General features: G+C 40.5%; 17 protein-coding genes and 1 pseudogene. 13 read left to right on the top strand and 5 right to left on the bottom strand.

The genetic code is table 11. The features are described from left to right. Window positions 1-164: 164 nt before the first annotated feature. Window positions 165-737: an ABC transporter permease gene (locus GJB62_RS37315; RefSeq protein ID WP_245246074.1), complete on the top strand. Its 573-nt coding sequence runs from the start codon at window positions 165-167 to the stop codon at window positions 735-737. After that, entirely contained in the window at window positions 724-1,203 is a 480-nt protein-coding gene (locus tag GJB62_RS37310; RefSeq protein WP_245246073.1) for an ABC transporter permease, read from the top strand. The genes GJB62_RS37315 and GJB62_RS37310 overlap by 14 nt, the downstream gene beginning before the upstream one ends. Window positions 1,204-1,209: 6 nt before the next feature. Here the strand turns inward: GJB62_RS37310 and GJB62_RS02325 are convergent, their stop codons facing one another. After that, window positions 1,210-2,259 (bottom strand): J domain-containing protein, encoded by a 1,050-nt coding sequence (locus GJB62_RS02325; protein WP_114080505.1) that lies wholly within the window; start codon window positions 2,257-2,259, stop codon window positions 1,210-1,212. Window positions 2,260-2,789: 530 nt separating this feature from the next. Between GJB62_RS02325 and GJB62_RS36905 the strand changes: the two genes are divergently transcribed. From GJB62_RS36905 to GJB62_RS02290, 8 genes and pseudogenes are all read left to right on the top strand, one after another. Then, window positions 2,790-3,752, top strand: coding sequence for a transposase (locus GJB62_RS36905; protein ID WP_209271447.1), 963 nt, complete (start codon window positions 2,790-2,792; stop codon window positions 3,750-3,752). Between the two features lie 399 nt (window positions 3,753-4,151). Beyond that, entirely contained in the window at window positions 4,152-4,802 is a 651-nt protein-coding gene (locus tag GJB62_RS02320; RefSeq protein ID WP_114084460.1) for a DUF938 domain-containing protein, read from the top strand. Window positions 4,803-5,296: 494 nt separating this feature from the next. Next, window positions 5,297-6,013 (top strand): bidirectional hydrogenase complex protein HoxU, encoded by a 717-nt coding sequence (gene hoxU / locus GJB62_RS02315; RefSeq protein WP_114084459.1) that lies wholly within the window; start codon window positions 5,297-5,299, stop codon window positions 6,011-6,013. Window positions 6,014-6,049: 36 nt separating this feature from the next. Beyond that, a complete protein-coding gene (locus GJB62_RS02310; RefSeq protein ID WP_114084458.1) occupies window positions 6,050-6,574 on the top strand; it encodes a DUF3122 domain-containing protein in 525 nt (174 codons plus the stop codon). A gap of 242 nt (window positions 6,575-6,816) precedes the next feature. Next, entirely contained in the window at window positions 6,817-7,362 is a 546-nt protein-coding gene (locus tag GJB62_RS02305) for an oxidoreductase (protein WP_114084457.1), read from the top strand. Between the two features lie 71 nt (window positions 7,363-7,433). Next, window positions 7,434-8,072, top strand: a complete 639-nt coding sequence (locus tag GJB62_RS02300; protein ID WP_114084456.1) for a CBS domain-containing protein — start codon at window positions 7,434-7,436, stop codon at window positions 8,070-8,072. Between the two features lie 123 nt (window positions 8,073-8,195). Then, a complete protein-coding gene (locus GJB62_RS02295) occupies window positions 8,196-9,644 on the top strand; it encodes a Ni/Fe hydrogenase subunit alpha (RefSeq protein WP_114084455.1) in 1,449 nt (482 codons plus the stop codon). A gap of 84 nt (window positions 9,645-9,728) precedes the next feature. Then, window positions 9,729-9,953, top strand: a pseudogene (locus GJB62_RS02290) (rhodanese-like domain-containing protein); the annotation flags it as partial. Between the two features lie 88 nt (window positions 9,954-10,041). Here GJB62_RS02290 and GJB62_RS02285 read toward each other — a convergent pair. After that, a complete protein-coding gene (locus GJB62_RS02285) occupies window positions 10,042-10,338 on the bottom strand; it encodes a carbohydrate-binding module family 14 protein (protein WP_209271467.1) in 297 nt (98 codons plus the stop codon). Between the two features lie 428 nt (window positions 10,339-10,766). Here GJB62_RS02285 and GJB62_RS02280 point away from each other — a divergent pair, with 428 nt between their 5' ends. Continuing rightward, window positions 10,767-11,522, top strand: a complete 756-nt coding sequence (locus GJB62_RS02280) for a TspO/MBR family protein (protein ID WP_114084453.1) — start codon at window positions 10,767-10,769, stop codon at window positions 11,520-11,522. A 161-nt stretch (window positions 11,523-11,683) separates the two neighbouring features. Here GJB62_RS02280 and GJB62_RS02275 read toward each other — a convergent pair whose 3' ends face one another. Next, entirely contained in the window at window positions 11,684-12,754 is a 1,071-nt protein-coding gene (locus tag GJB62_RS02275) for a Photosystem Q(B) protein 1 (RefSeq protein ID WP_114084452.1), read from the bottom strand. 640 nt (window positions 12,755-13,394) lie between these two features. Here GJB62_RS02275 and GJB62_RS02270 point away from each other — a divergent pair. Then, window positions 13,395-13,850: a hydrogenase maturation protease gene (locus GJB62_RS02270; RefSeq protein ID WP_114084464.1), complete on the top strand. Its 456-nt coding sequence runs from the start codon at window positions 13,395-13,397 to the stop codon at window positions 13,848-13,850. A 31-nt stretch (window positions 13,851-13,881) separates the two neighbouring features. After that, window positions 13,882-16,689: a bifunctional acetate--CoA ligase family protein/GNAT family N-acetyltransferase gene (locus tag GJB62_RS02265; protein WP_114084450.1), complete on the top strand. Its 2,808-nt coding sequence runs from the start codon at window positions 13,882-13,884 to the stop codon at window positions 16,687-16,689. A 161-nt stretch (window positions 16,690-16,850) separates the two neighbouring features. Here the strand turns inward: GJB62_RS02265 and GJB62_RS37930 are convergent, their stop codons facing one another. Continuing rightward, on the bottom strand, window positions 16,851-16,985 hold the full coding sequence (locus GJB62_RS37930; RefSeq protein ID WP_258551471.1) for a hypothetical protein: 135 nt from the start codon (window positions 16,983-16,985) through the stop codon (window positions 16,851-16,853). Between the two features lie 95 nt (window positions 16,986-17,080). Further along, window positions 17,081-19,093, bottom strand: coding sequence for an ATP-binding cassette domain-containing protein (locus GJB62_RS02260; RefSeq protein WP_114084449.1), 2,013 nt, complete (start codon window positions 19,091-19,093; stop codon window positions 17,081-17,083). Window positions 19,094-19,248: the final 155 nt, after the last annotated feature.

Genomic DNA, 19,248 nt, shown 5'->3' with positions numbered 1-19,248 from the left:
TTTTTTAAGGGGGGTTAGGGGGGATCAATAAGTGCCTAAAACCACAGCCAACCACTTTTCAAACAACCTCTTAATCATATATGAAATATATTTGGCAATTATTTGATAGTCCATTGTGGCCATTAGTGTGTAAAGAAATTAATCAAATTATGTGAAACAGGCAATTGATTGTTTTATTAATTGTGCCACCAACAGTACAATTATTGCTTTACGGATTTGCACTCAACCCGGATGTCCATAATTTACGACTGGGTGTAATTGACTATGCCAATGTCTCCGCCAGTCGAGAACTAGTTTCAGCAATGACATCCAATCATACTTTTAACTTAGAATCTGTACCAACAAGTGAAAAAGATTTAAGCCGTCAAGTAGAAGAAGGTAAGCTAGATGTAGGACTAATAATTCCACCAAATTTTCCCCGCCAACTAGCTAAAAAATCAGCAGAAATTCAAGTATTTATCGATGGAGTGAATGCAAATACAGCCGGAATTGCTGCTAACTATGTTAATCAGATTATCCAACAATATAGTTTCAGTTTGGTACAGGGTCAAGTCAGTCCGCCAGTTTCAACCGAAGTCGTTTTTCTTTACAATCCTGGACTAACAAGTAGTTGGTTTTTCGTACCGGGAGTTATGGGTTTAGTCCTGACATTAATCGGTACATTAGTATCAGCAGTAACTGTATGTACGCGAGAAAGATACAGGAACTTTAGAGCAATTGTTAATGACTCCCTCTAGCAACTGGGAAATTTTATTAGCTAAAATTATCCCGTTGGCATTCCTACTCATGGGAGATGTGCTACTAGCTTTAACCTTGGGAACAGTCGTATTTAGCCTACCCTTTCGTGGGAGTTTCCTGCTCTTTCTCGCTTTATCAAGTATGTATGTATTTGTGGGAATTAGTTTAGGAATTATGCTAGCAACTATCTGCGGTTCTCAACAACAAGTATTACTCACATCTTTTTTTATAAATTTACCAATGATCCAAACTTCTGGGGCAATATCTCCTATTGAATCCATGCCTCCTTTATTTCAATTTCTCTCTTTACTTAATCCACTTCGTCATTACATTACTATTGTTAGAGGTATTTTACTCAAAGGAGTTGGTTTAGATGTGCTGTGGTTGAATGTTCTCGCATTGCTTGGTTTTGCTATTGTTTTATTAACTATTAGTGTTCATAAATTTCGGAGTCAGTTAAGTTAAACTGTACTATCTCATTAATTCTGACAACATCTGTTCAAGAATATCTTCCATAATTTCTTCGTCTAAGGAGTGTGGGGTTGGTGGCCCACCGAGAAATTCTTTGATAGTAATCTTCTGCTCTCTAAAGTCCTTGACAAAATCCCGGATTTGAGAAATAACATTTATTTGAGATTCTATTGTTTTTAGCATCAAAGACATAGAATCAATGCCTTTTTTCGCAGCTTTACGAGAATCACTTACCATAGTTCCTTCTGGAGTATTTTTTACTAAACGTAGTTCCAGTTTCAAGTTTTCATATTGAGTGACGAGAATTTGATTTTGCTGTTCTATAGTTCGACATTTGCGAGTTAAATCATCCTCGTTATTAAGATCAATAACTTCTCCCACCTGCTGAATTCGCTCAATTTCTAAAAGTCTTGCCAAATCTCCTTCTTGGTAAGCTTTATTAATTGATTTCATGATTTCTGTATGATATATCTGTGTCTCGCTGTCTCTTGTCTTATCAGGGTGAAAGATTTCAGCTAATCTGAGAAATGTTTCCCGAATTTTTCTCTTATCCTCTGTTCTCGCTACAGAGGGAGATTCCACAGACTGTTGTGCTTGCCAATATTGATGGCTATCTTCAGCCGCTTCCTCTGAAAAATCTGATTCGGATTCGGAATTATTAAATAGTTCGTTTAACTCTGTATTGAATTGTTTACGATTCGCGTTTGGACTAATAATCCCTGTCAACTGGAGTTCAAGGTAAACTGCCTCTATATTTTTGATGGTTTGTTTCCCAAACTTTCTAGTGGTAAAAATTTCATCAAATAGAGCATGAATATCTCGGTCTAACTCAGCCATTTTTTGAACGTGGGGACTAGCTTGATGAAATATTTCTGTGGCAAAAGTTCGCATTTGCTCGACAAAATTGTTCAATTCCGTTCGCTTTCTCTTAATCTGTTTAAGTAGCGATTTGTGTTCTGCTTCTAAAAACTCCAAGCGGATATGTAATTGAGAGAGGGCTAATGGAGTTACTTCAGTTGATTGTAATGGAGATGATTTTTTACGAGCCATGAAACACGTATGTAAGTTTAAGGTTTAAAATGTAATTGTCAAAGTTGTTTTGTCAATACGAAAAGAACGTATCTAGTGATAATACATGAACTATGGATACTTTTTTTGTCAAGAATTACTGTAATGGACATAGGTCAACTCATCTATATTGTTATTATCGGGAAGATCACTATAGAACTAGTATTTTATTTTTGAAATGCACGTAGTGGACTGTCTACACAAAATAGTGCATTAGACGTAGGTTGGGTGGAGCGGAGCGCAACCCAACATATATCAGGATGTTGGGTTACGCAAAGCCTCCACCCAACCTTGTATCTTAGAAATAGTAGTAGACCGTCCCAACCTTGGTCATAATAGACCGCTTCGTAGCATGGGTCACTACAACAATCTCTTTGACAGAACTCGAACAGTCGCCGGGGTCAAAGCTTTAAACGCTGATATTTAAAGTATACAGTCCGTATCGGGCAAGGATGAGTTAAATCAAGGGGATGAATTCAAAACAGGGTACAGAAATTAGTTGAGAGTGAAATATGGAAAATATTTCTCAATGGGTAGGCATTGATGTGAGTAAAGCAACTCTCGATGTTTATATCCGTCCAATGGGTAAAGCATTGAAAGTTGCTAATACAGAAGTAGAAATATCTCATCTAGTAGAACAACTCAAATCATTTGATTTAAATCTGATTGTGTTAGAAGCAACAGGAGGATTAGAAACAGAACTTATTATCCAATTGCAGGCAGCACTTTTACCAGTAGCATTAATTAATCCACGCCTTGGAAGAGATTTTGCGAAAGCCACAGGTCGGTTGGCAAAAACTGATGCTATTGATGCACAAATTTTGGCACACTTTGGGGAAGCAATGAAACCCCAGGTGTTAGCAATTGAATCTGAAACAGCGCGTCAACTGGGCGAATTAATTAGTCGCAGAAGACAGTTAGTCGAGATGCAGACTGCTGAGAAAAATCGTCGGGCGCGTGCCCGTGGTAAAGCATTAGCAGATATTGAGGCTCATATTGAATATCTTGAAGAGCGTCTCAAACAGCTCAATCAACAAATTCAGGAATTGACGCAAAATAATCAACAATGGATTGATAAAGTCAATTTACTCAAAACTACTCCTGGTATTGGTCAAGTTATTTCTACTACCCTCGTTTCTGACTTACCAGAACTCGGTCAATTAACTGCCAAACAAATCTCTCGTTTAGTTGGTGTTGCACCGATCAATCATGATAGTGGTCAACACAAAGGTAAGCGGATGATTAATGGTGGTCGTGCCCATGTTCGAGCGACTCTTTATATGGGTGCTGTGGTTGCTATGCGTCATAATCCCGTTATCAAAGCCTTTTATCAGCGCCTTGTCGAACGTGGTAAATCCAAAAAATTGGCCCTAACTGCTTGCGTTCATAAGATGTTAGTCATTTTAAATGCAATGGTTCGAGATAATTTGCCTTGGTGTCTAACTGACAACTTTAAACCAATTGTCAATGTTTAATCACAAGTCAACCTTTTTATACTTTGCTTGATGCCCAGAGCCAGCAATGTACGGCATCCGCATTGATGCTCCCCTATAACTGGGGTAAATTTTTCATGCTGTTTTTGCCTACACGAGAAATCCAGCAACCGAGGAAGATTCGGCGGCGAAGCGGAGTGTCTGGTGCGGGCTTTGACTATCTAGACTACAAGCCATAAGTCTTCTAGCCCGTACCAGACACCGCCGAATCTAGCGCAGCGTTCCTCTGTTGCGTCAATGCTCCAACCCACGTTTTTTTGTTAACGATCGCTTGACTTTTAAGACAGTCGCTACAATTCGAATGGGCATAGGTCAGATCATCTATATTGTTACTATCGGAAAGCGCACATGCGAGAAAAATTATAAAATATCACGATAAGAATGACACCACAAGACGCACGACAATACGCACCAGCAACTGAGCGCAACCGAGAACCAATTCTAGAAATACTTTTGCAGGTATTACCCGAAAGTGGCACTATTTTAGAAATAGCAAGTGGTACTGGTGAACACGCAGTCTTTTTTGCATCCAGGCTAAGTCCTCGCCTGTGGCTACCAACAGATGCAAATTTAGAGTTACGAGCCAGCATTAGTGCATGGACTGAACACAATGCCTCTGATAATGTTTATCCACCGCTTGAGCTAGATGTTAGAGAGCCAGTTTGGGCAGTGGAGAAAGGGGAAGTAACTGAGTGGCTTAATAGGGAGCCAATAGTTGCGATAGTCAATATTAATATGATTCACATTTCACCGTGGTCAGCCTGTTTGGGGCTAATGGCAGGGGCAGGCCGTATCCTAAAAGCAGGAGGTATCCTCTATTTATATGGGCCCTTCAAACAAGGTGGAGAACATACAGCAGCGAGTAATGCAGCTTTTGACGAATATTTACACACCCAAAACCAGGAGTGGGGCGTGCGGAACTTGGATGATGTAGTGGCAGAAGCTAGGGCAGAACATTTCATCTTGAAACAAATTTACCAAATGCCAGCCAATAATCTTTCAGTAGTGTTTGAACGTGCCGCTAATGAATAATTCCTGGAAATAATTTCTTAGTGGACATAATTTAACGTGAGTTCGACAAGTCTTATTTGACCTCTCCCCCAACCCCTCTCCGACACGGAGAGGGGAGCAAAAAGCTGAATTTTTCGTTGCACCTCCCTTTCCGTTTCGGAGAGGGAGGCTGGGAGGGAGAGGTTCATCGAACTCACGTTAATTTAATTCAATTCAAAATAATTGCAGATATGTAAATTTTCTGGCTACTTTCTGCTTTGCATAGACTCATATTTGATTTTTGCAAAAACTCCCTACAACTTAAAAAGCCCTCTTGCCTCTTTCCTTCCCACGCAAGTAAGTATGGCTACGCTCCCGTGAGGGATACAAAAATCAAAGCGGATTCCTATAGCTTGGAAAGTAATTGATGATAAAACTATCCAAGCTATTCACAAGTTCCTCAAACTATTTGTCTACAATTCAAGACTCAGGGCATTTCAGAAGCGAAAGGCTTATTCTGATTGAGGCTAGAGGCAATGTCAGTCAAAACTTTAACAGTCAACGACAAACTGATTAGCGCCCGTGAGGAAGAAACTATTCTCCAAGCGGTGCAAGATGCAGGGATTCACATTCCTACTTTGTGCCACTTGCAAGGAGTCGAAGATGTTGGCGCTTGTCGGCTTTGTTTAGTAGAAATTGCTGGGAGTAATAAACTCCAACCTGCTTGTGTAACAAAAGTTGCTGAGGGTATGGAAGTCCAAACAAATAGCGATCGCCTGCAAAAATATCGTCGCACCATTATAGAAATGCTATTTGCTGAAGGTAATCACATTTGCTCGGTCTGCGTAGCTAACGGTAATTGCGAATTGCAAGACTTGGCAATTGAGATGGGTATGGATCATGTGCGTTTAGATTATCATTTCCCCGATCGCAAAGTCGATATTTCTCACGCTCGCTTTGGCGTTGACCATAACCGTTGTGTTCTTTGCACTCGTTGCATCCGTGTTTGTGACGAAATCGAAGGAGCGCACACTTGGGATATGGCGGGTAGAGGGACAAATTCTCATGTGATCACTGATTTAAATCAGCCTTGGGGAACCTCAAATACTTGTACTTCTTGCGGCAAATGCGTTAATGCTTGCCCTACAGGTGCGCTTTTTGACAAAGGTTCGAGCGTCGGGGAAATGAAACACGATCGCGCCAAGCTTGATTTCCTACTTACAGCAAGAGAAAAGCAGCAATGGCTTGTTTAGCTACTGTTCATAAATTAGCACAACGAGGTAAACCTAATGTTACGCCGCATCCTAAAAATTTTTTGGTGGCTCCTATTGCTGGCAATATTAACAATATATATATACCTGGGTTTAGCAAGCTTCACATCTCAACAGGTAATTGCTGCTGTTATGCAATTAGAAGATACGCCAGAAGAAATCCTTTATCGCTCACAAGAAAAATTAAATGATGAATTAGGAAATTATTGGCAAGTTATTTTGTTTAAGCGAGTTAATTCTAATAGCAATAAAATATCTTCAATAAATCTCCGATTGGTGGGATTTCCTGGTTCTCAGGAATTGCCCCATCCCTTACCCCTAAAGATTACTACAGATACAGGTAAAGTATTAACTGCTCCCGATATATTCCTAGATGAAGCACCAGCACCAACCATCGCTCAGTATGACTTAAAGGATGTTTTGCCTCAATTATCAACTCAAGAATTGTTGATTGGTATACCTGTAGGTAAACAACACTTCATCAATATTTCAATCCCAAAATATGTCGTGCAGGAATGGCAAGAAATTGCATTAAAGTCCTGAGTGCTAAGAGGATGTTTGAAAAGTCCTCTTCTTGGTAGTAAAACATTCTAGATCCCCCTAAATCCACGCCAGTTGCTCATGGGGGAAACCCCCAAGACCGCACTGGCTCCCCTTAAAAAGGGGGACTTTGACTCCGGTTCCCCCTTTTTTAAGGGGGGTTAGGGGGGATCTAAAAGTGTCTAAAGTCACAGCGAAATACTTTTCAAACAACCTCTAAGGTCAAAATTCATTTAAAAAATAAAATGACTCGTTTAAAATTAGCAACGGTTTGGCTAGGCGGCTGTTCTGGCTGTCACATGTCTTTTCTCGATTTGGATGAATGGCTGATTGATTTAGCAGCACAAGTAGATTTAGTTTATAGTCCCTTTGCTGATGCTAAAGAATATCCTCCAGGGGTAGATGTGGTGCTAGTTGAGGGTGCAATTGCTAATGAAGATCACCTGCAAATGATTCAGATAGTCAGAGAGCGATCGCACATTCTTGTCTCTTTTGGTGATTGTGCTGTTACTGGTAATGTTACTGCTTTACGCAATCCTTTAGGTAGTGCCGAACCTGTTCTGCAACGTTGTTACATCGAAGCAGCAGATATTCACGGCACTATTCCCTATGAGCCTGGCATTGTACCAACCTTACTAGATCGGGTGATACCAGTGCATACAGTAGTGCCAGTTGATATTTATTTACCAGGTTGCCCACCCTCAGCAACTCAGATTAAAGCAGTGTTAGAGGCACTCTTAAGGGGAGAAAAACCACGGTTAAAAGGACGTGAATTTATCAAGTTTGGTTAACTTCACAAGTTACTCAGATTCTTTATCTAAGTTGAAAGAGAGGCAATCACAAAATAATTTTAGAAGCAATTATGTTGAAAGCATCTGACATTATGACTAGAGATGTTGCTACAATTCACAGTTCAGCAACAGTGGCTGAAGCAGTTAGACTCTTGAGAGCAAGGGACTGGAAAGCGCTGGTTGTAGATCGCCGCCATGAACACGATGCCTACGGCATGATTACTGAAAAGGATATTGTATATAAAGTGATTGCTTATGGTAAAGATCCCTTTAGTGTGCGTGTTCATGAAGTGATGACCAAGCCTTGTATCGTTGTCAATCCTGAACTTGCCTTAGAATACGTAGCGCGGTTATTTGCTGACCATAATTTGCAGAGAGCGCCCGTTATTCAGGGCGAACTACTGGGTATCATTTCCCTGGTTGACATTCTAGCTAATAGTAGCTTTCTTGAGCAACCCCATACTTTCCTGCTAGAACAACAACTTCAGGACGAAATTCAAAAAGCTCGTGTCATTTGCGATCGCCAAGGTATCCATTCAGAAGAATGTGCTGTTGTTTGGGATGCGATCGAGGAATTACAAGCCGAGATCGCACATCAAAGGGCCGAGAAAGTCGTGAAAACAGCCTTTGAAGAATACTGCGACGAATATCCAGAAGCTAAAGGAATTTATGACAACTGGTCTAGTAGTCTGCCAACCCAAAAATGCTAAGTGAGGACTGGGGAAAGGGGAAAGGGGAAAGGGTAAGGGATTTAAACCCTTTCCCCCTTCCCCCTTTCCCTTTACCCCGCCAAGTCACGAAAGCGAACTACTAGTGGTTGACCTGAGATAGTTATGAAAAAAGTAATCATCAACCCAGTTACCCGAATTGAAGGACACGCCAAAATCAGTATTTATCTGGATGATACAGGACAAGTGAGCGATGCTCGTTTTCATGTCACAGAATTTCGTGGTTTTGAAAAGTTCTGCGAGGGTCGCCCTTTGTGGGAAATGCCAGGAATTACGGCGCGAATTTGTGGGATTTGTCCGGTAAGCCATTTGTTAGCATCAGCAAAGGCAGGCGATCGCATCCTTGCAGTTACAATTCCCAAAGCTGCGGAAAAACTGCGCCGTTTGATGAATTTGGGACAAATTATCCAATCCCACGCCCTGAGTTTTTTCCACCTCAGCGCCCCAGATTTATTATTAGGAATGGATAGCGACCCCAAAAAACGCAATGTATTTGGCTTAATTGCAGCCGAACCAGAATTAGCGCGTGGCGGAATTCGCTTGCGTCAATTTGGACAAGAAATTATCGAACAATTGGGAGGGCGAAAGATACATCCATCATGGGCAGTTCCTGGTGGTGTCCGCGAACCCTTATCGATAGAAGGACGCACCCATATTCAAAACCGCATTCCAGAAGCACGCACCATAATATTAGATGCACTTGGTAGATTTAAAGACTTACTCAATGATTATCAAAGAGAAGTGCAAACTTTCGGGAATTTTCCTAGTTTATTTATGGGTTTAGTCACTCCTGATGGTTTGTGGGAGAACTACGACGGACATATTCGTTTTGTAGACAGCGCGGGAAATATTATTGCCGATAAACTTGATCCAACTCATTATCAAGAATTTATTGGTGAAGCAGTTCAACCAGATTCCTATTTAAAGTCTCCTTACTATCGCCCTTTAGGTTATCCTGACCAGAGCGACCATTGTCGTTTAGATAGTGGTATTTATCGGGTAGGGCCGCTAGCACGCCTGAATATTTGCAGTCATATTGGTACGCCTTTAGCTGATACAGAATTGAGAGAATTTAGAGACAGAGGTCAAGGCACTGTCACTTCATCATTTTTCTATCACTACGCCCGGTTAATTGAAATTCTGGCTTGCATTGAACGCATAGAAATTATAATAGATGACCCAGATTTAATGTCTAAAAAATTGCGTGCTGATGCTGGCATCAACCAACGAGAAGGAGTAGGTGTAAGTGAAGCACCACGCGGTACATTATTTCACCATTATCAAGTTGATGAAAATGGGTTACTTCAGAAAGTAAATTTAGTAATTGCCACAGGTCAGAATAATTTAGCAATGAATCGTACAGTCGCGCAAATTGCCCGACATTTTATTCACGGTTCAGAAATTGCTGAAGGGATGTTAAACCGCGTTGAGGCGGGAATCAGAGCTTTTGATCCTTGTTTGAGTTGTTCAACTCATGCGGCAGGACAAATGCCTTTGCATATTCAATTAATTGGGACAGATGGGAATATTGTAAATGAAGTTTGGCGAGATTAATCTATTCTGAATTCTTCCTTTAAAACAACACAACCACAAAAATTATCTCGTAACATTCAACATTTCTTCTTCTGTAATTTGTATTCCAAAATCCCCACGTTGCGATCGCCAGATGAAATCCGAGAAATTTGTAACTCAGTAGATATTACTTCAGAGTCCATTGTGTATATTTACTGCTTTAAGGGTTCAAGGGCTGCGAATACATTAATAGCCCTTGAAGAAGCAGGGATTTCTGCCAGAAATTATTTTGGCTCTTGGAATGAATGGTCGCGCAACTTATCACTACCTATTGATAGTAGAGTAATGTGAGCTTCAGATAGTTAACGAACCGATTTTAGGTGTATTTTCCCTGGGCATAGGTGTAGTACGCAGTAGACATCGCGGACTCCGTTTCTTACTATTTCATGCTTTCCATAGGCTTGTAGCATGTAGAATCGGAAGGGAGCGCCCAAGCATGGTTACAGGTATCGTATCGGTCATCGAAAACAGTCCCCGGCCCACAGTCAAAGTCGAACTTTGTTAAGTCTCTACCATCGCCAAAATCTACGCAACGGAAGAATTTGGTGCAGTCCTGCTCATTGGGAAAAAATCCCACCTCAGTACAATCGCCAGCCAGTGCAGTGCTGTTGCTATCCGTAGCAGGTGCAGGACTTTTGCTATCAGCAGCGAGTGCAGGGTTGATGGCGACCCACATTGCTAAAATCATTGCACAACAGCACAATAGTATTTTTTTCATGGTTTCTTTTTACTTGTAAATTACAAGTTGGTATATCAATTTGAATATATTCTCAGGATTAAAGCGAGAATGCAAGGACAGATAAGACAGTTAAAGAAAAAACAAGAAACGCGTTATTAAGTTTTAATGCCGCTTCATTCAATCAATCCCCAGAGAAACAAACTGGAAATTTTTGCCACTAAGTTCTAGTGCAAAATTATGAATTAATACTACGGCTGGTATCGATTGGATTACTAACCAATAACTGAATTAATGAATCGAATGCGAGATTCTATTCCAGATACCTCTGAATCTAAAGATTTCTTATTTTCCTCTGCCTAGAGTAATGGAATAGCGATATAATCACCTATTGTTACTAATTACAAACTAGGCACAATCTCTTAATTATGAATCAATCCAATAATAGTGGAATCCTTGAACAGTTTGTCAATACAGTGATGGGAGTAAAAGCTGGGAATCAACAACAGTATCGAGATACATCAATAGCTACTACACAAGAACTAGATGTCAGAGCAATTTTAGTTTATACACTAGGAACTATCCTACAAATAGTAGTTATGATTCTCGTCTTACTGGGAATGGAAAAAATAGTAATGTTAATTGATAGTAATTCTTCTTTTCCCAGTTGGTTTAGCACTTTATTGACTGGATTATTTTTTGCTCTCTTAAGTATCCGTTCCCGAATTTTTTCTCTTTTAGATAATACCCGTTCTCGTCAGACTTATGACCAGGTAATTAGACCAAGATGGTCTCCTCCACCTTTAGTATTTCCCATTGTTTGGATGATAATTGCCGTTTTGCGGGTAATTTCTTCTGTATTGGTTTGGCAGCAAATGAATCATCAATTTTTAGTGCTGCCTTTAATTTTGTTTGTGGTACATCTGGCTTTAGGGGATACTTGGAATACGATTTTTACTGTAGAACGGAGATTAGGTGCTGCTGTTCCTGTAGTTATTTTAGGCCCTTGGTTATCTGCTGTAGTAGTGACGGCAATTTATTGGCAAACTAATCCTGTAGCGGGAATGACTTTATCATTTTCTTGTGTATGGCTAACTGTAGCTGCTGTATTGGTATTTAGAATTTGGCAATTAAATGGATCTGAGCCATTGTATCCTTTAAAACTAAAACCTCTGGAGAAATAAATACCTAAAATTCACCAAGACAAGAAAGCAAGGAAAAAGAACACTTGACTTTTTAGTACCTCATTCAAAATTCTTCTGATGAAAAACCTGCCTGCAATATTGACTAATACCAGAATTACAGGCAGGTTTAAAACCACTATAAAAATGGATGGATGCAATCTTTAACTAACTGGAATAGGTTGACCACTAGACAAAACTAAAGGGAAATTATGGACGTTAGGAGCGTGCATTGCATTTATACCCAGATTGGCACGGTTCAGGATATCAGCATTGGTTCTAATTACTTCACCCCGACTATCTAAGATGGAATGATTAAAGTTCAACCCATTGATATTAAACGCCATCGAACATACACCCATCGCTGCAAACCAAATACCTATCGTTGGGAATGCTGCTAATAATAAATGGAAAGCACGATGATTTTTACTAGCAAAGATAGGAATCAACAACCGTCCCAAAAAGCTAGAGTGTCCTGCTAAGTACTTGTAGGTAAATTTCTTCTGACCCAACTTATATCCGGCATTAATTGATTCATTGTCATCGGTCTTTCGAATGAGTGTTGAAGTCACCAAAGAACCATGTAAAGAACTAAATAGTGCGCCACTGAATATACCTGCTACACCCAACATGTGAAACGGGTGCATAAGGATATTGTGATCACCTTGGAAAGCCAACATAAAGTGGAAAGTTCCAGTGATTCCCAAAGGTAAACCATCAGAAAAACTACCTTGACCAATAGGATAAACTAGCAAAACGGAAGTAGCAGCGATGACGGGTGCAGAATAGGCAATTGCTATCCAGGCGCGCATTCCCAAACGATAGCTCAGTTCCCAAAATCGCCCTAGATAGCACCAAATACCAATAAGAAAATGCAGCACAATTAATTGATATGGCCCACCATTGTAGAGCCATTCATCCATTGATGCCGCGTCCCAGATCGGATAAAAGTGCAAACCAATGGCAGCAGAGGTCGGTACAACTGCGGCTGTAATTAAGTTATTACCATCCATCAGTGAACCCATGATTGGCTCACGAATGCCATCCATATCTACGCCGGGAGCGGCAATAAAAGCCAAAATAAAACAGGTGGTGGCAGCCAATAAGGTGGGAATCGCCAACACACCAAACCAGCCGATATAAATCCGATTTTCTGTACTAGTAATCCAGCGACAAAAACTATCCCAGAAATCAAAAAAATTAAATTCTCTTTGAGGTTGAACAATGGTACTCATGGTGTGTATCTCCTAAGTAACTCCAAGTTCAAAAATTTCTCACTACTTTTGGCAGATGCCTATTTATTTTGCTTGACCTATCTTTTTTGGCTCACAAATTTTCAAGCTAATTTAATGCAATAGTTGGGCATCTTTATCTTGAAGTTAGAAAAAGAATTTGAGGAACTTGTGAGGAAATACAGTGTTTATTACAACTTAAATTTTGTCAGGACTCAGATTCAGATACCCGCAAAAAAGCAGGAAGTATCAGGGAACTGGGGGATGTTGCGTCAAAAATCTCAGGCTAACGTGAGCTTCCAATGAACCTCTCCCTGCCTTGAACTAAAGTTCAAGTCTGTCCCTCTCCGAGTCGGAGAGGAAAGGTTTTGCGTAGTAAAATCAGGGAGAGGTCTTTTGATTCAGCTAAGTAGACAGATACTATATGAGCCGTCGAATTCACTTCACGTTAAGTCATATTAGGGGATGTAATATTGCTTCACAGTTTTATTTATATGTCAACAATCTGAGGAAATTGTGAGCATTACTTCCAAGTTTCTCTATCTCCTCACAAGTTTCTCAAGTTTTTTATCTAACTTTAAAATAGTGTTGGACAGCTAAAAATATGAATTCTAATGCGATGGGCTACGCTTTGCCGGAAGCGATGTCTACGACGGGCTACGCCTACGCAATTGGCTATGGTAATGAGTTGCGTAGTGATGATGGCATTGGGCAACGAGTAGCTAAGGCGTTGCATCTATCAAACGTGAAATCTCTGGCTGTCCATCAACTCACCCCTGAACTTGCTGAAGCTTTAGCCCATGCTGATTTGGCAATCTTTATCGATGCTTGTTTCACCTCTGAAAGTTCCCAGGTACAGGTACAATCGCTTTCATCTGAATCTTTCAACATTATTGCCGGACATACAGCCGATCCGCGATCGCTCTTAGCTCTCACTCAAGCACTTTATAATCGTTGTCCACAAGCTTGGTGGATAAAAGTACCAGGAGTAAATTTTGAATTAGGCTACAGCTTATCACCATTTGCTGAAATTGGAGTAGCGATCGCTTTACAAAAAATTACCCAAATTATAGACGAAAATTTCAGCTTACTTCTTTAAAATATATTTCCACTACAGGTAACAGCAACTCATGCAAAAGCCTATCCAATCATCCAGCAATCGCGCCTATGATATTTTGCGAACCGAGAAAGCAAATCCCCTTGATGCGATCTTTGTACCAAAAAGTGTTGCTGTAATTGGTGCTAGTGAAAAAGCTGGTAGTGTTGGGCGTACTCTATTATGGAACTTGATTAGCAATCCTTTTGGTGGAACTGTTTTCCCTGTCAATCCCAAACGGCACAGTATATTGGGAATCAAAGCATACCCCAATATCTTTGATGTACCCGAAAAAGTGGATTTAGCAGTTATTGCTACCCCCGCAACAACAGTTCCAGGTATTATTGCCGAGTGCGTGGATGCAGGTATCAAAGGTGCAATTATCCTTAGTGCTGGTTTTAAAGAAGCTGGTGCTGAGGGTGTAGCCTTAGAACAGCAAATACTTGAGCAAGCGCAGCGTGGCAAAATGCGGATTATTGGCCCTAATTGCTTGGGTGTAATGAGTCCACGCACAGGTTTAAATGCAACTTTTGCCAGTACAATGGCACGTCCTGGAAATGTCGGCTTCATTAGTCAAAGTGGAGCGCTTTGTACGGCTATCCTAGATTGGAGTTTTCGGGAAAACGTTGGTTTTAGCGCCTTTGTTTCTCTTGGCTCAATGCTAGATGTGGGTTGGGGAGATTTGATTTACTACCTGGGTGATGACCCGCACACCAAAAGTATTGTCATTTACATGGAATCAATTGGGAATGCGCGATCGTTTTTGTCAGCAGCGCGAGAAGTTGCTTTAACTAAACCGATTATTGTCATCAAAGCAGGTCGCACTGAAGCCGCAGCCAAAGCAGCAGCTTCCCATACTGGCGCACTTACAGGAAGTGATGAAGTTCTGGATGCAGCTTTCCGGCGTTGTGGGGTGTTGCGCGTCAACAGCATCTCTGACTTGTTCGATATGGCAGAGGTGCTGGCAAAACAACCCCGTCCCCAAGGGCCACGCCTGACAATTTTAACTAACGCAGGTGGTCCTGGAGTCCTTGCCATTGATGCTTTGATTGCTGCGGGTGGAGAAGTTGCACCAATTTCTGAAGAAACTAGCGCATCTCTGAATCAACTATTACCAGCACATTGGAGTCACGGCAACCCGATTGATATTCTGGGCGACGCTGACCCACAGCGATATACCAAAGCCTTAGAAATTGCTGCTAAAGACCCAAATAGTGACGGGTTATTGGTGATTCTCACGCCTCAAGCGATGACAGACCCCACCCAAACAGCCGAGCAATTGAAACCTTATGCACAGATAGCTGGTAAACCCATCCTTGCTAGTTGGATGGGAGGAGCAGATATTGCAGCAGGTGAGATGATTCTCAATCGCAACCATATTCCCACATATCCTTATCCTGATACTGCTGCTCGAATATTTAGTTATATGTGGCAGTCTAGTTATAACCTGCGCGGTATCTACGAAACTCCCATAATGCCTGCACTTGATTCTTCATCAGGGATACCAGACCGTAACTGTGTGGAAAAAATTATCCAATCAGCACGTCAGACACAGCGAACTATTCTTACAGAGTTTGAATCGAAGCAAATTTTAGCTGCTTATGGGATTCCGGTGGTTGCAACTTGCGTTTCTAAAAGCGAGGATGAAGCAGTTCAATGTGCTGAAAAAATTGGTTATCCAGTTGTTTTAAAGCTGTTTTCCGAGATAATCACTCATAAAACTGATGTTGGCGGTGTGCAGTTAAATCTAAGAGATGCTGAAGCTGTACGACAAGCCTACCGCAACATTAAATCCTCTTTACAGGATAAATTGCAACACGACCCTCATTACTCAGCACTCAGTACTCAGTACTCAGCACTCTTCTTAGGTGTAACTGTGCAGCCGATGGTAAAAATGGCCGGTTATGAATTGATTATCGGCAGTAGTCTGGATGCACAGTTTGGCCCGGTGTTGCTTTTTGGCACAGGAGGACAACTAGTCGAAGTTTTTCACGATCGCGCGATCGCACTTCCACCCCTGAATACAACTTTAGTGCGGCGCATGATGGAGCAAACGCAGATTTACAAAGCGCTGAAAGGAGTCCGGGGACGCAAAAGTGTTGATATGGCTGCCCTTGAACAATTAATGGTGGTATTTAGTCAATTAGTTGTAGAACAGCGTTGGATTAAGGAAATCGATATTAACCCGTTGCTGGCTTCATCTGAACAATTAATTGCCCTCGATGCGCGGATTATCCTTCATGAACCAGATGTTAAAAAAGACCAACTACCAAAGTTAGCAATTCGACCATATCCTACACAATATGTCAGCAAATGGACGATGAAAGATGGCACTCCAGTTACCATCCGTCCCATCCGTCCAGAAGATGAGCCGTTGATGGTGCAATTTCATAAGACACTCTCAGAGCAAAGTGTTTATTTCAGGTATTTTCACTTAATTAAACTCCAGTCAAGAGTAGCCCATGAACGCCTAACACGTATCTGCTTTATTGATTACGATCGCGAAATAGCCCTAGTTGTCGAATATCAAAACCCCGAAACGCAGACACGGCAAATATTGGCAGTCGGGCGGTTAAGTAAAATACATGGTACGAATGAAGCAGAATTTGCTATTGTGGTGTGCGATCGCTATCAGTGCCAAGGTATAGGAACCGAGTTACTACAAAGGTTACTGCAAGTCAGTCGAGATGAGCAACTCAGCACTATCACTGCTGATATTTTGGTTGACAATTATGGTATGCAAAAAGTTTGTGAAAAACTAGGTTTTCGTATTCAACACACAGATGATCCAACTGTACTGAAAACCGAAATCGATATCAAAACATTTCACCCCAAAAATTAACGTGCGCCTCCGTTGGAGACTCACATAAAATTAATACTCTTTTCAATTTCTGCTAGTACTAGTGCTGAGATGATGCCCCGACTCTCACCACCATCTATAGCAAGGATTTTATATTTGGCATTAGCTTTCGTATTCATAGTTTTTAGCGATCGCTCCTGAGTTTATGTTTGCGGTTGTTCCCACTTTTGGATATTGGCTGAAACTTTGCTTTCCTGAGTTTGGGTTGTCTCAGCATTCTCACCCGTTGGTTGGGTAGTTTGAATGTTGGCAGACTTTTCGCTCTGCTTCTTTGTCACTTTCTTTTACTTGGGATTTACAGTCGCAGCTTGGACTAGGACGCTTTAATCTCCCAATGGAAATAATTTACAATTTCAAAAAGTATGAGTGATGGCTAAACTAAAACCCATTTCAAAACATTGGGATCTTTATCATAGCGATAAATAATACCGTCCTTAGTAGTGATAAATTCTCCTTTGCTTGCCTTGCTTCTAATCGTGCTAAGTGAATAGGATGTTAATTCATTCATTGCCTTATGAGTAAGTTTTTCGCCTGTGCTGATTTTTGACTCATTTTGCGCTTTGTCTTCAGGCGAATCATTTATTTTGATTTGAGTATTTGACGGAAATTTAGTTATACTTGCTTTTTGATTTCGATAATCCTGGACAGTTACAAGTTGCCAACTGGAATCTTGTGCAAGTTCTAAAACCCATTGATGGTAATCAAACAGGCTTTCCCGGTGCCCAACACTAATAAATGTTGTTTTCGTTGATTGTAACTGTTGATATAAACTTCCTTCATTTTTCAAATCTAAAGCACTTGTTGCTTCATCCAATATAGTAAAGCTCGGATGAGTAACTAACAGTCGTGCGAAAGCAAGACGTTGTTGTTCTCCTATCGATAATATATTTTCCCAAGGAACTTCAGTGTCAAAGCCTTCAACTCGACTTAGTAAGTTTTGCAAGTTTACTTGTTGCAAAACGTCTTTGAGTTCTGCGTCGGTCATTTGACGATTCGTATTAGGATAAAGTAACTGTTCGCGCAAAGTCCCTAAAATGATATAAGGCCGTTGGGGTAAGAATAATACTTCTTTTAGGGGAGGTCGTACCAAACGACCCGTTCCCGCATTCCACAAACCTGCGATCGCTCTCAACAGAGAACTTTTACCTCGTCCACTCGGCCCAACAATCAATAAGCCTTCTCCTGGTTGAACAGAAAGTGATAAATTTTCAACGATTACCTGTTCATAGTTTGGCGTTTGTAATGTGACATTCTCGAAAGCTAAACGGTTTTCTTCTATTGTTTTAATAGTACTGACATTCTCTGGTTGTTTGGTAACTGCTTCTAACGCATCTGAAAACTCAGATAAACGCTCAACATAACTGGAAAATCGTCCAGAAGTCCCAAATTCTCTAATTAATGTTGCCATAGCCGAGGCAAACTGATTACAAGCTACACTGGCTTGGACAACTTCTCCGAAATCAGCTTGACCGCTCATATATAAAGGTGCGAGTACCAGATATGGGAATATTTGGATAGCAGACTTATATGCTCCGTCAAAAAGTTCTTGATTGTTCTCCCAATTAATCTTGCGTTCGACATTTTTCAGGAGATTAATAAATCTTCGTTGAATTATATTAAATTCTTGCTTTTCTCCCTGAAAAAAAGCTATCGATTCAGCGTGATTACGAACATGAGTCAGAGAATAACTGTATTCTGCTTTCAGTTCTAATTCTTCTTGATTAATTTTATTTAATTGTTGACCTAAGTAAATAGCAATCAAGTTGCCTACGATTGTATAAACAACCAAAACAATTGCAATAAATTGGGAAATTGACCAAAGAATTACTAAAAAAGTAATCATTTCCAGCACTTTTTCTAGGAAAGTAGCTGAAAAAGTCAGAGCATTACTGGTAATGGGTTCGATTTCTTGGGATATTCGTTGATCTGGGTTATCAACATCAGCTCTAAAGTTAATTTTATAATAGGAACGATTGCTCAAATATTTTGATAATATGTGATTATTTAACCATTTGTACCAATCAAGAGCGATTTTTTTTCTGACAAGTTTAGAAAATCCGTTTAAGAGTGTTATGCAGACAAGAGCAGCGCCGAAAACTACTATCGTATTAATAAAGTTAGGATAATCTTTCTCTTCAATGACATCGGTTATATAGCGAGTAACGAAGCTATTAAAGGCAGTTACCCCGACTAGCGCTATTATTAATAAAATCAGGAGAATCAGCATCCCCCATATCCGAATCACGTCTGGAAATACTCTTTCCCCTGACTCTGTTGGGTACCAGTAAGGCTGAACGATCGCTCTTACATTCTCCCAAAAATTATTAGAGGCCGGAGGAGAAGGATCATTCTTTAAGGATTGACCGCGAGAAACTTTGGTTTGCATATTCTAAAATAAGCTGAACATCTTTTTTGATTGAAATACAAAAATACTAACTGATGAAAAAACACAGGATTTAATCTAGAGTAGAAATCTTGAATCTAGATACAAAAATTTTCCGATTTATAGACTAAGTTAACAATTACCAATTTTCAAAAATC

Origin of the sequence: Nostoc sp. ATCC 53789 (assembly GCF_009873495.1) — a bacterium.
In the GTDB taxonomy this organism is placed as follows: Bacteria; Cyanobacteriota; Cyanobacteriia; order Cyanobacteriales; family Nostocaceae; genus Nostoc; species Nostoc muscorum_A.
The sequence above is the reverse complement of the archived record's forward strand: the minus strand, read 5'-3'. Positions and strand labels throughout refer to the sequence as shown.

Coding starts and splice junctions, on each gene's coding strand:
- GJB62_RS02300 (WP_114084456.1), top strand. CDS start 7,434: ATGTTGAAAGCATCTGACATTATGACTAGAGATGTTGCTACAATTCAC.
- GJB62_RS02270 (WP_114084464.1), top strand. CDS start 13,395: ATGTCTACGACGGGCTACGCCTACGCAATTGGCTATGGTAATGAGTTG.
- GJB62_RS02275 (WP_114084452.1), bottom strand. CDS start 12,754: ATGAGTACCATTGTTCAACCTCAAAGAGAATTTAATTTTTTTGATTTC.
- GJB62_RS02260 (WP_114084449.1), bottom strand. CDS start 19,093: ATGCAAACCAAAGTTTCTCGCGGTCAATCCTTAAAGAATGATCCTTCT.
- GJB62_RS02310 (WP_114084458.1), top strand. CDS start 6,050: ATGTTACGCCGCATCCTAAAAATTTTTTGGTGGCTCCTATTGCTGGCA.
- GJB62_RS02325 (WP_114080505.1), bottom strand. CDS start 2,259: ATGGCTCGTAAAAAATCATCTCCATTACAATCAACTGAAGTAACTCCA.
- GJB62_RS02295 (WP_114084455.1), top strand. CDS start 8,196: ATGAAAAAAGTAATCATCAACCCAGTTACCCGAATTGAAGGACACGCC.
- hoxU (WP_114084459.1), top strand. CDS start 5,297: ATGTCAGTCAAAACTTTAACAGTCAACGACAAACTGATTAGCGCCCGT.
- GJB62_RS02280 (WP_114084453.1), top strand. CDS start 10,767: ATGAATCAATCCAATAATAGTGGAATCCTTGAACAGTTTGTCAATACA.
- GJB62_RS02320 (WP_114084460.1), top strand. CDS start 4,152: ATGACACCACAAGACGCACGACAATACGCACCAGCAACTGAGCGCAAC.
- GJB62_RS02265 (WP_114084450.1), top strand. CDS start 13,882: ATGCAAAAGCCTATCCAATCATCCAGCAATCGCGCCTATGATATTTTG.
- GJB62_RS36905 (WP_209271447.1), top strand. CDS start 2,790: ATGGAAAATATTTCTCAATGGGTAGGCATTGATGTGAGTAAAGCAACT.
- GJB62_RS02285 (WP_209271467.1), bottom strand. CDS start 10,338: ATGTGGGTCGCCATCAACCCTGCACTCGCTGCTGATAGCAAAAGTCCT.
- GJB62_RS02305 (WP_114084457.1), top strand. CDS start 6,817: ATGACTCGTTTAAAATTAGCAACGGTTTGGCTAGGCGGCTGTTCTGGC.
- GJB62_RS37310 (WP_245246073.1), top strand. CDS start 724: ATGACTCCCTCTAGCAACTGGGAAATTTTATTAGCTAAAATTATCCCG.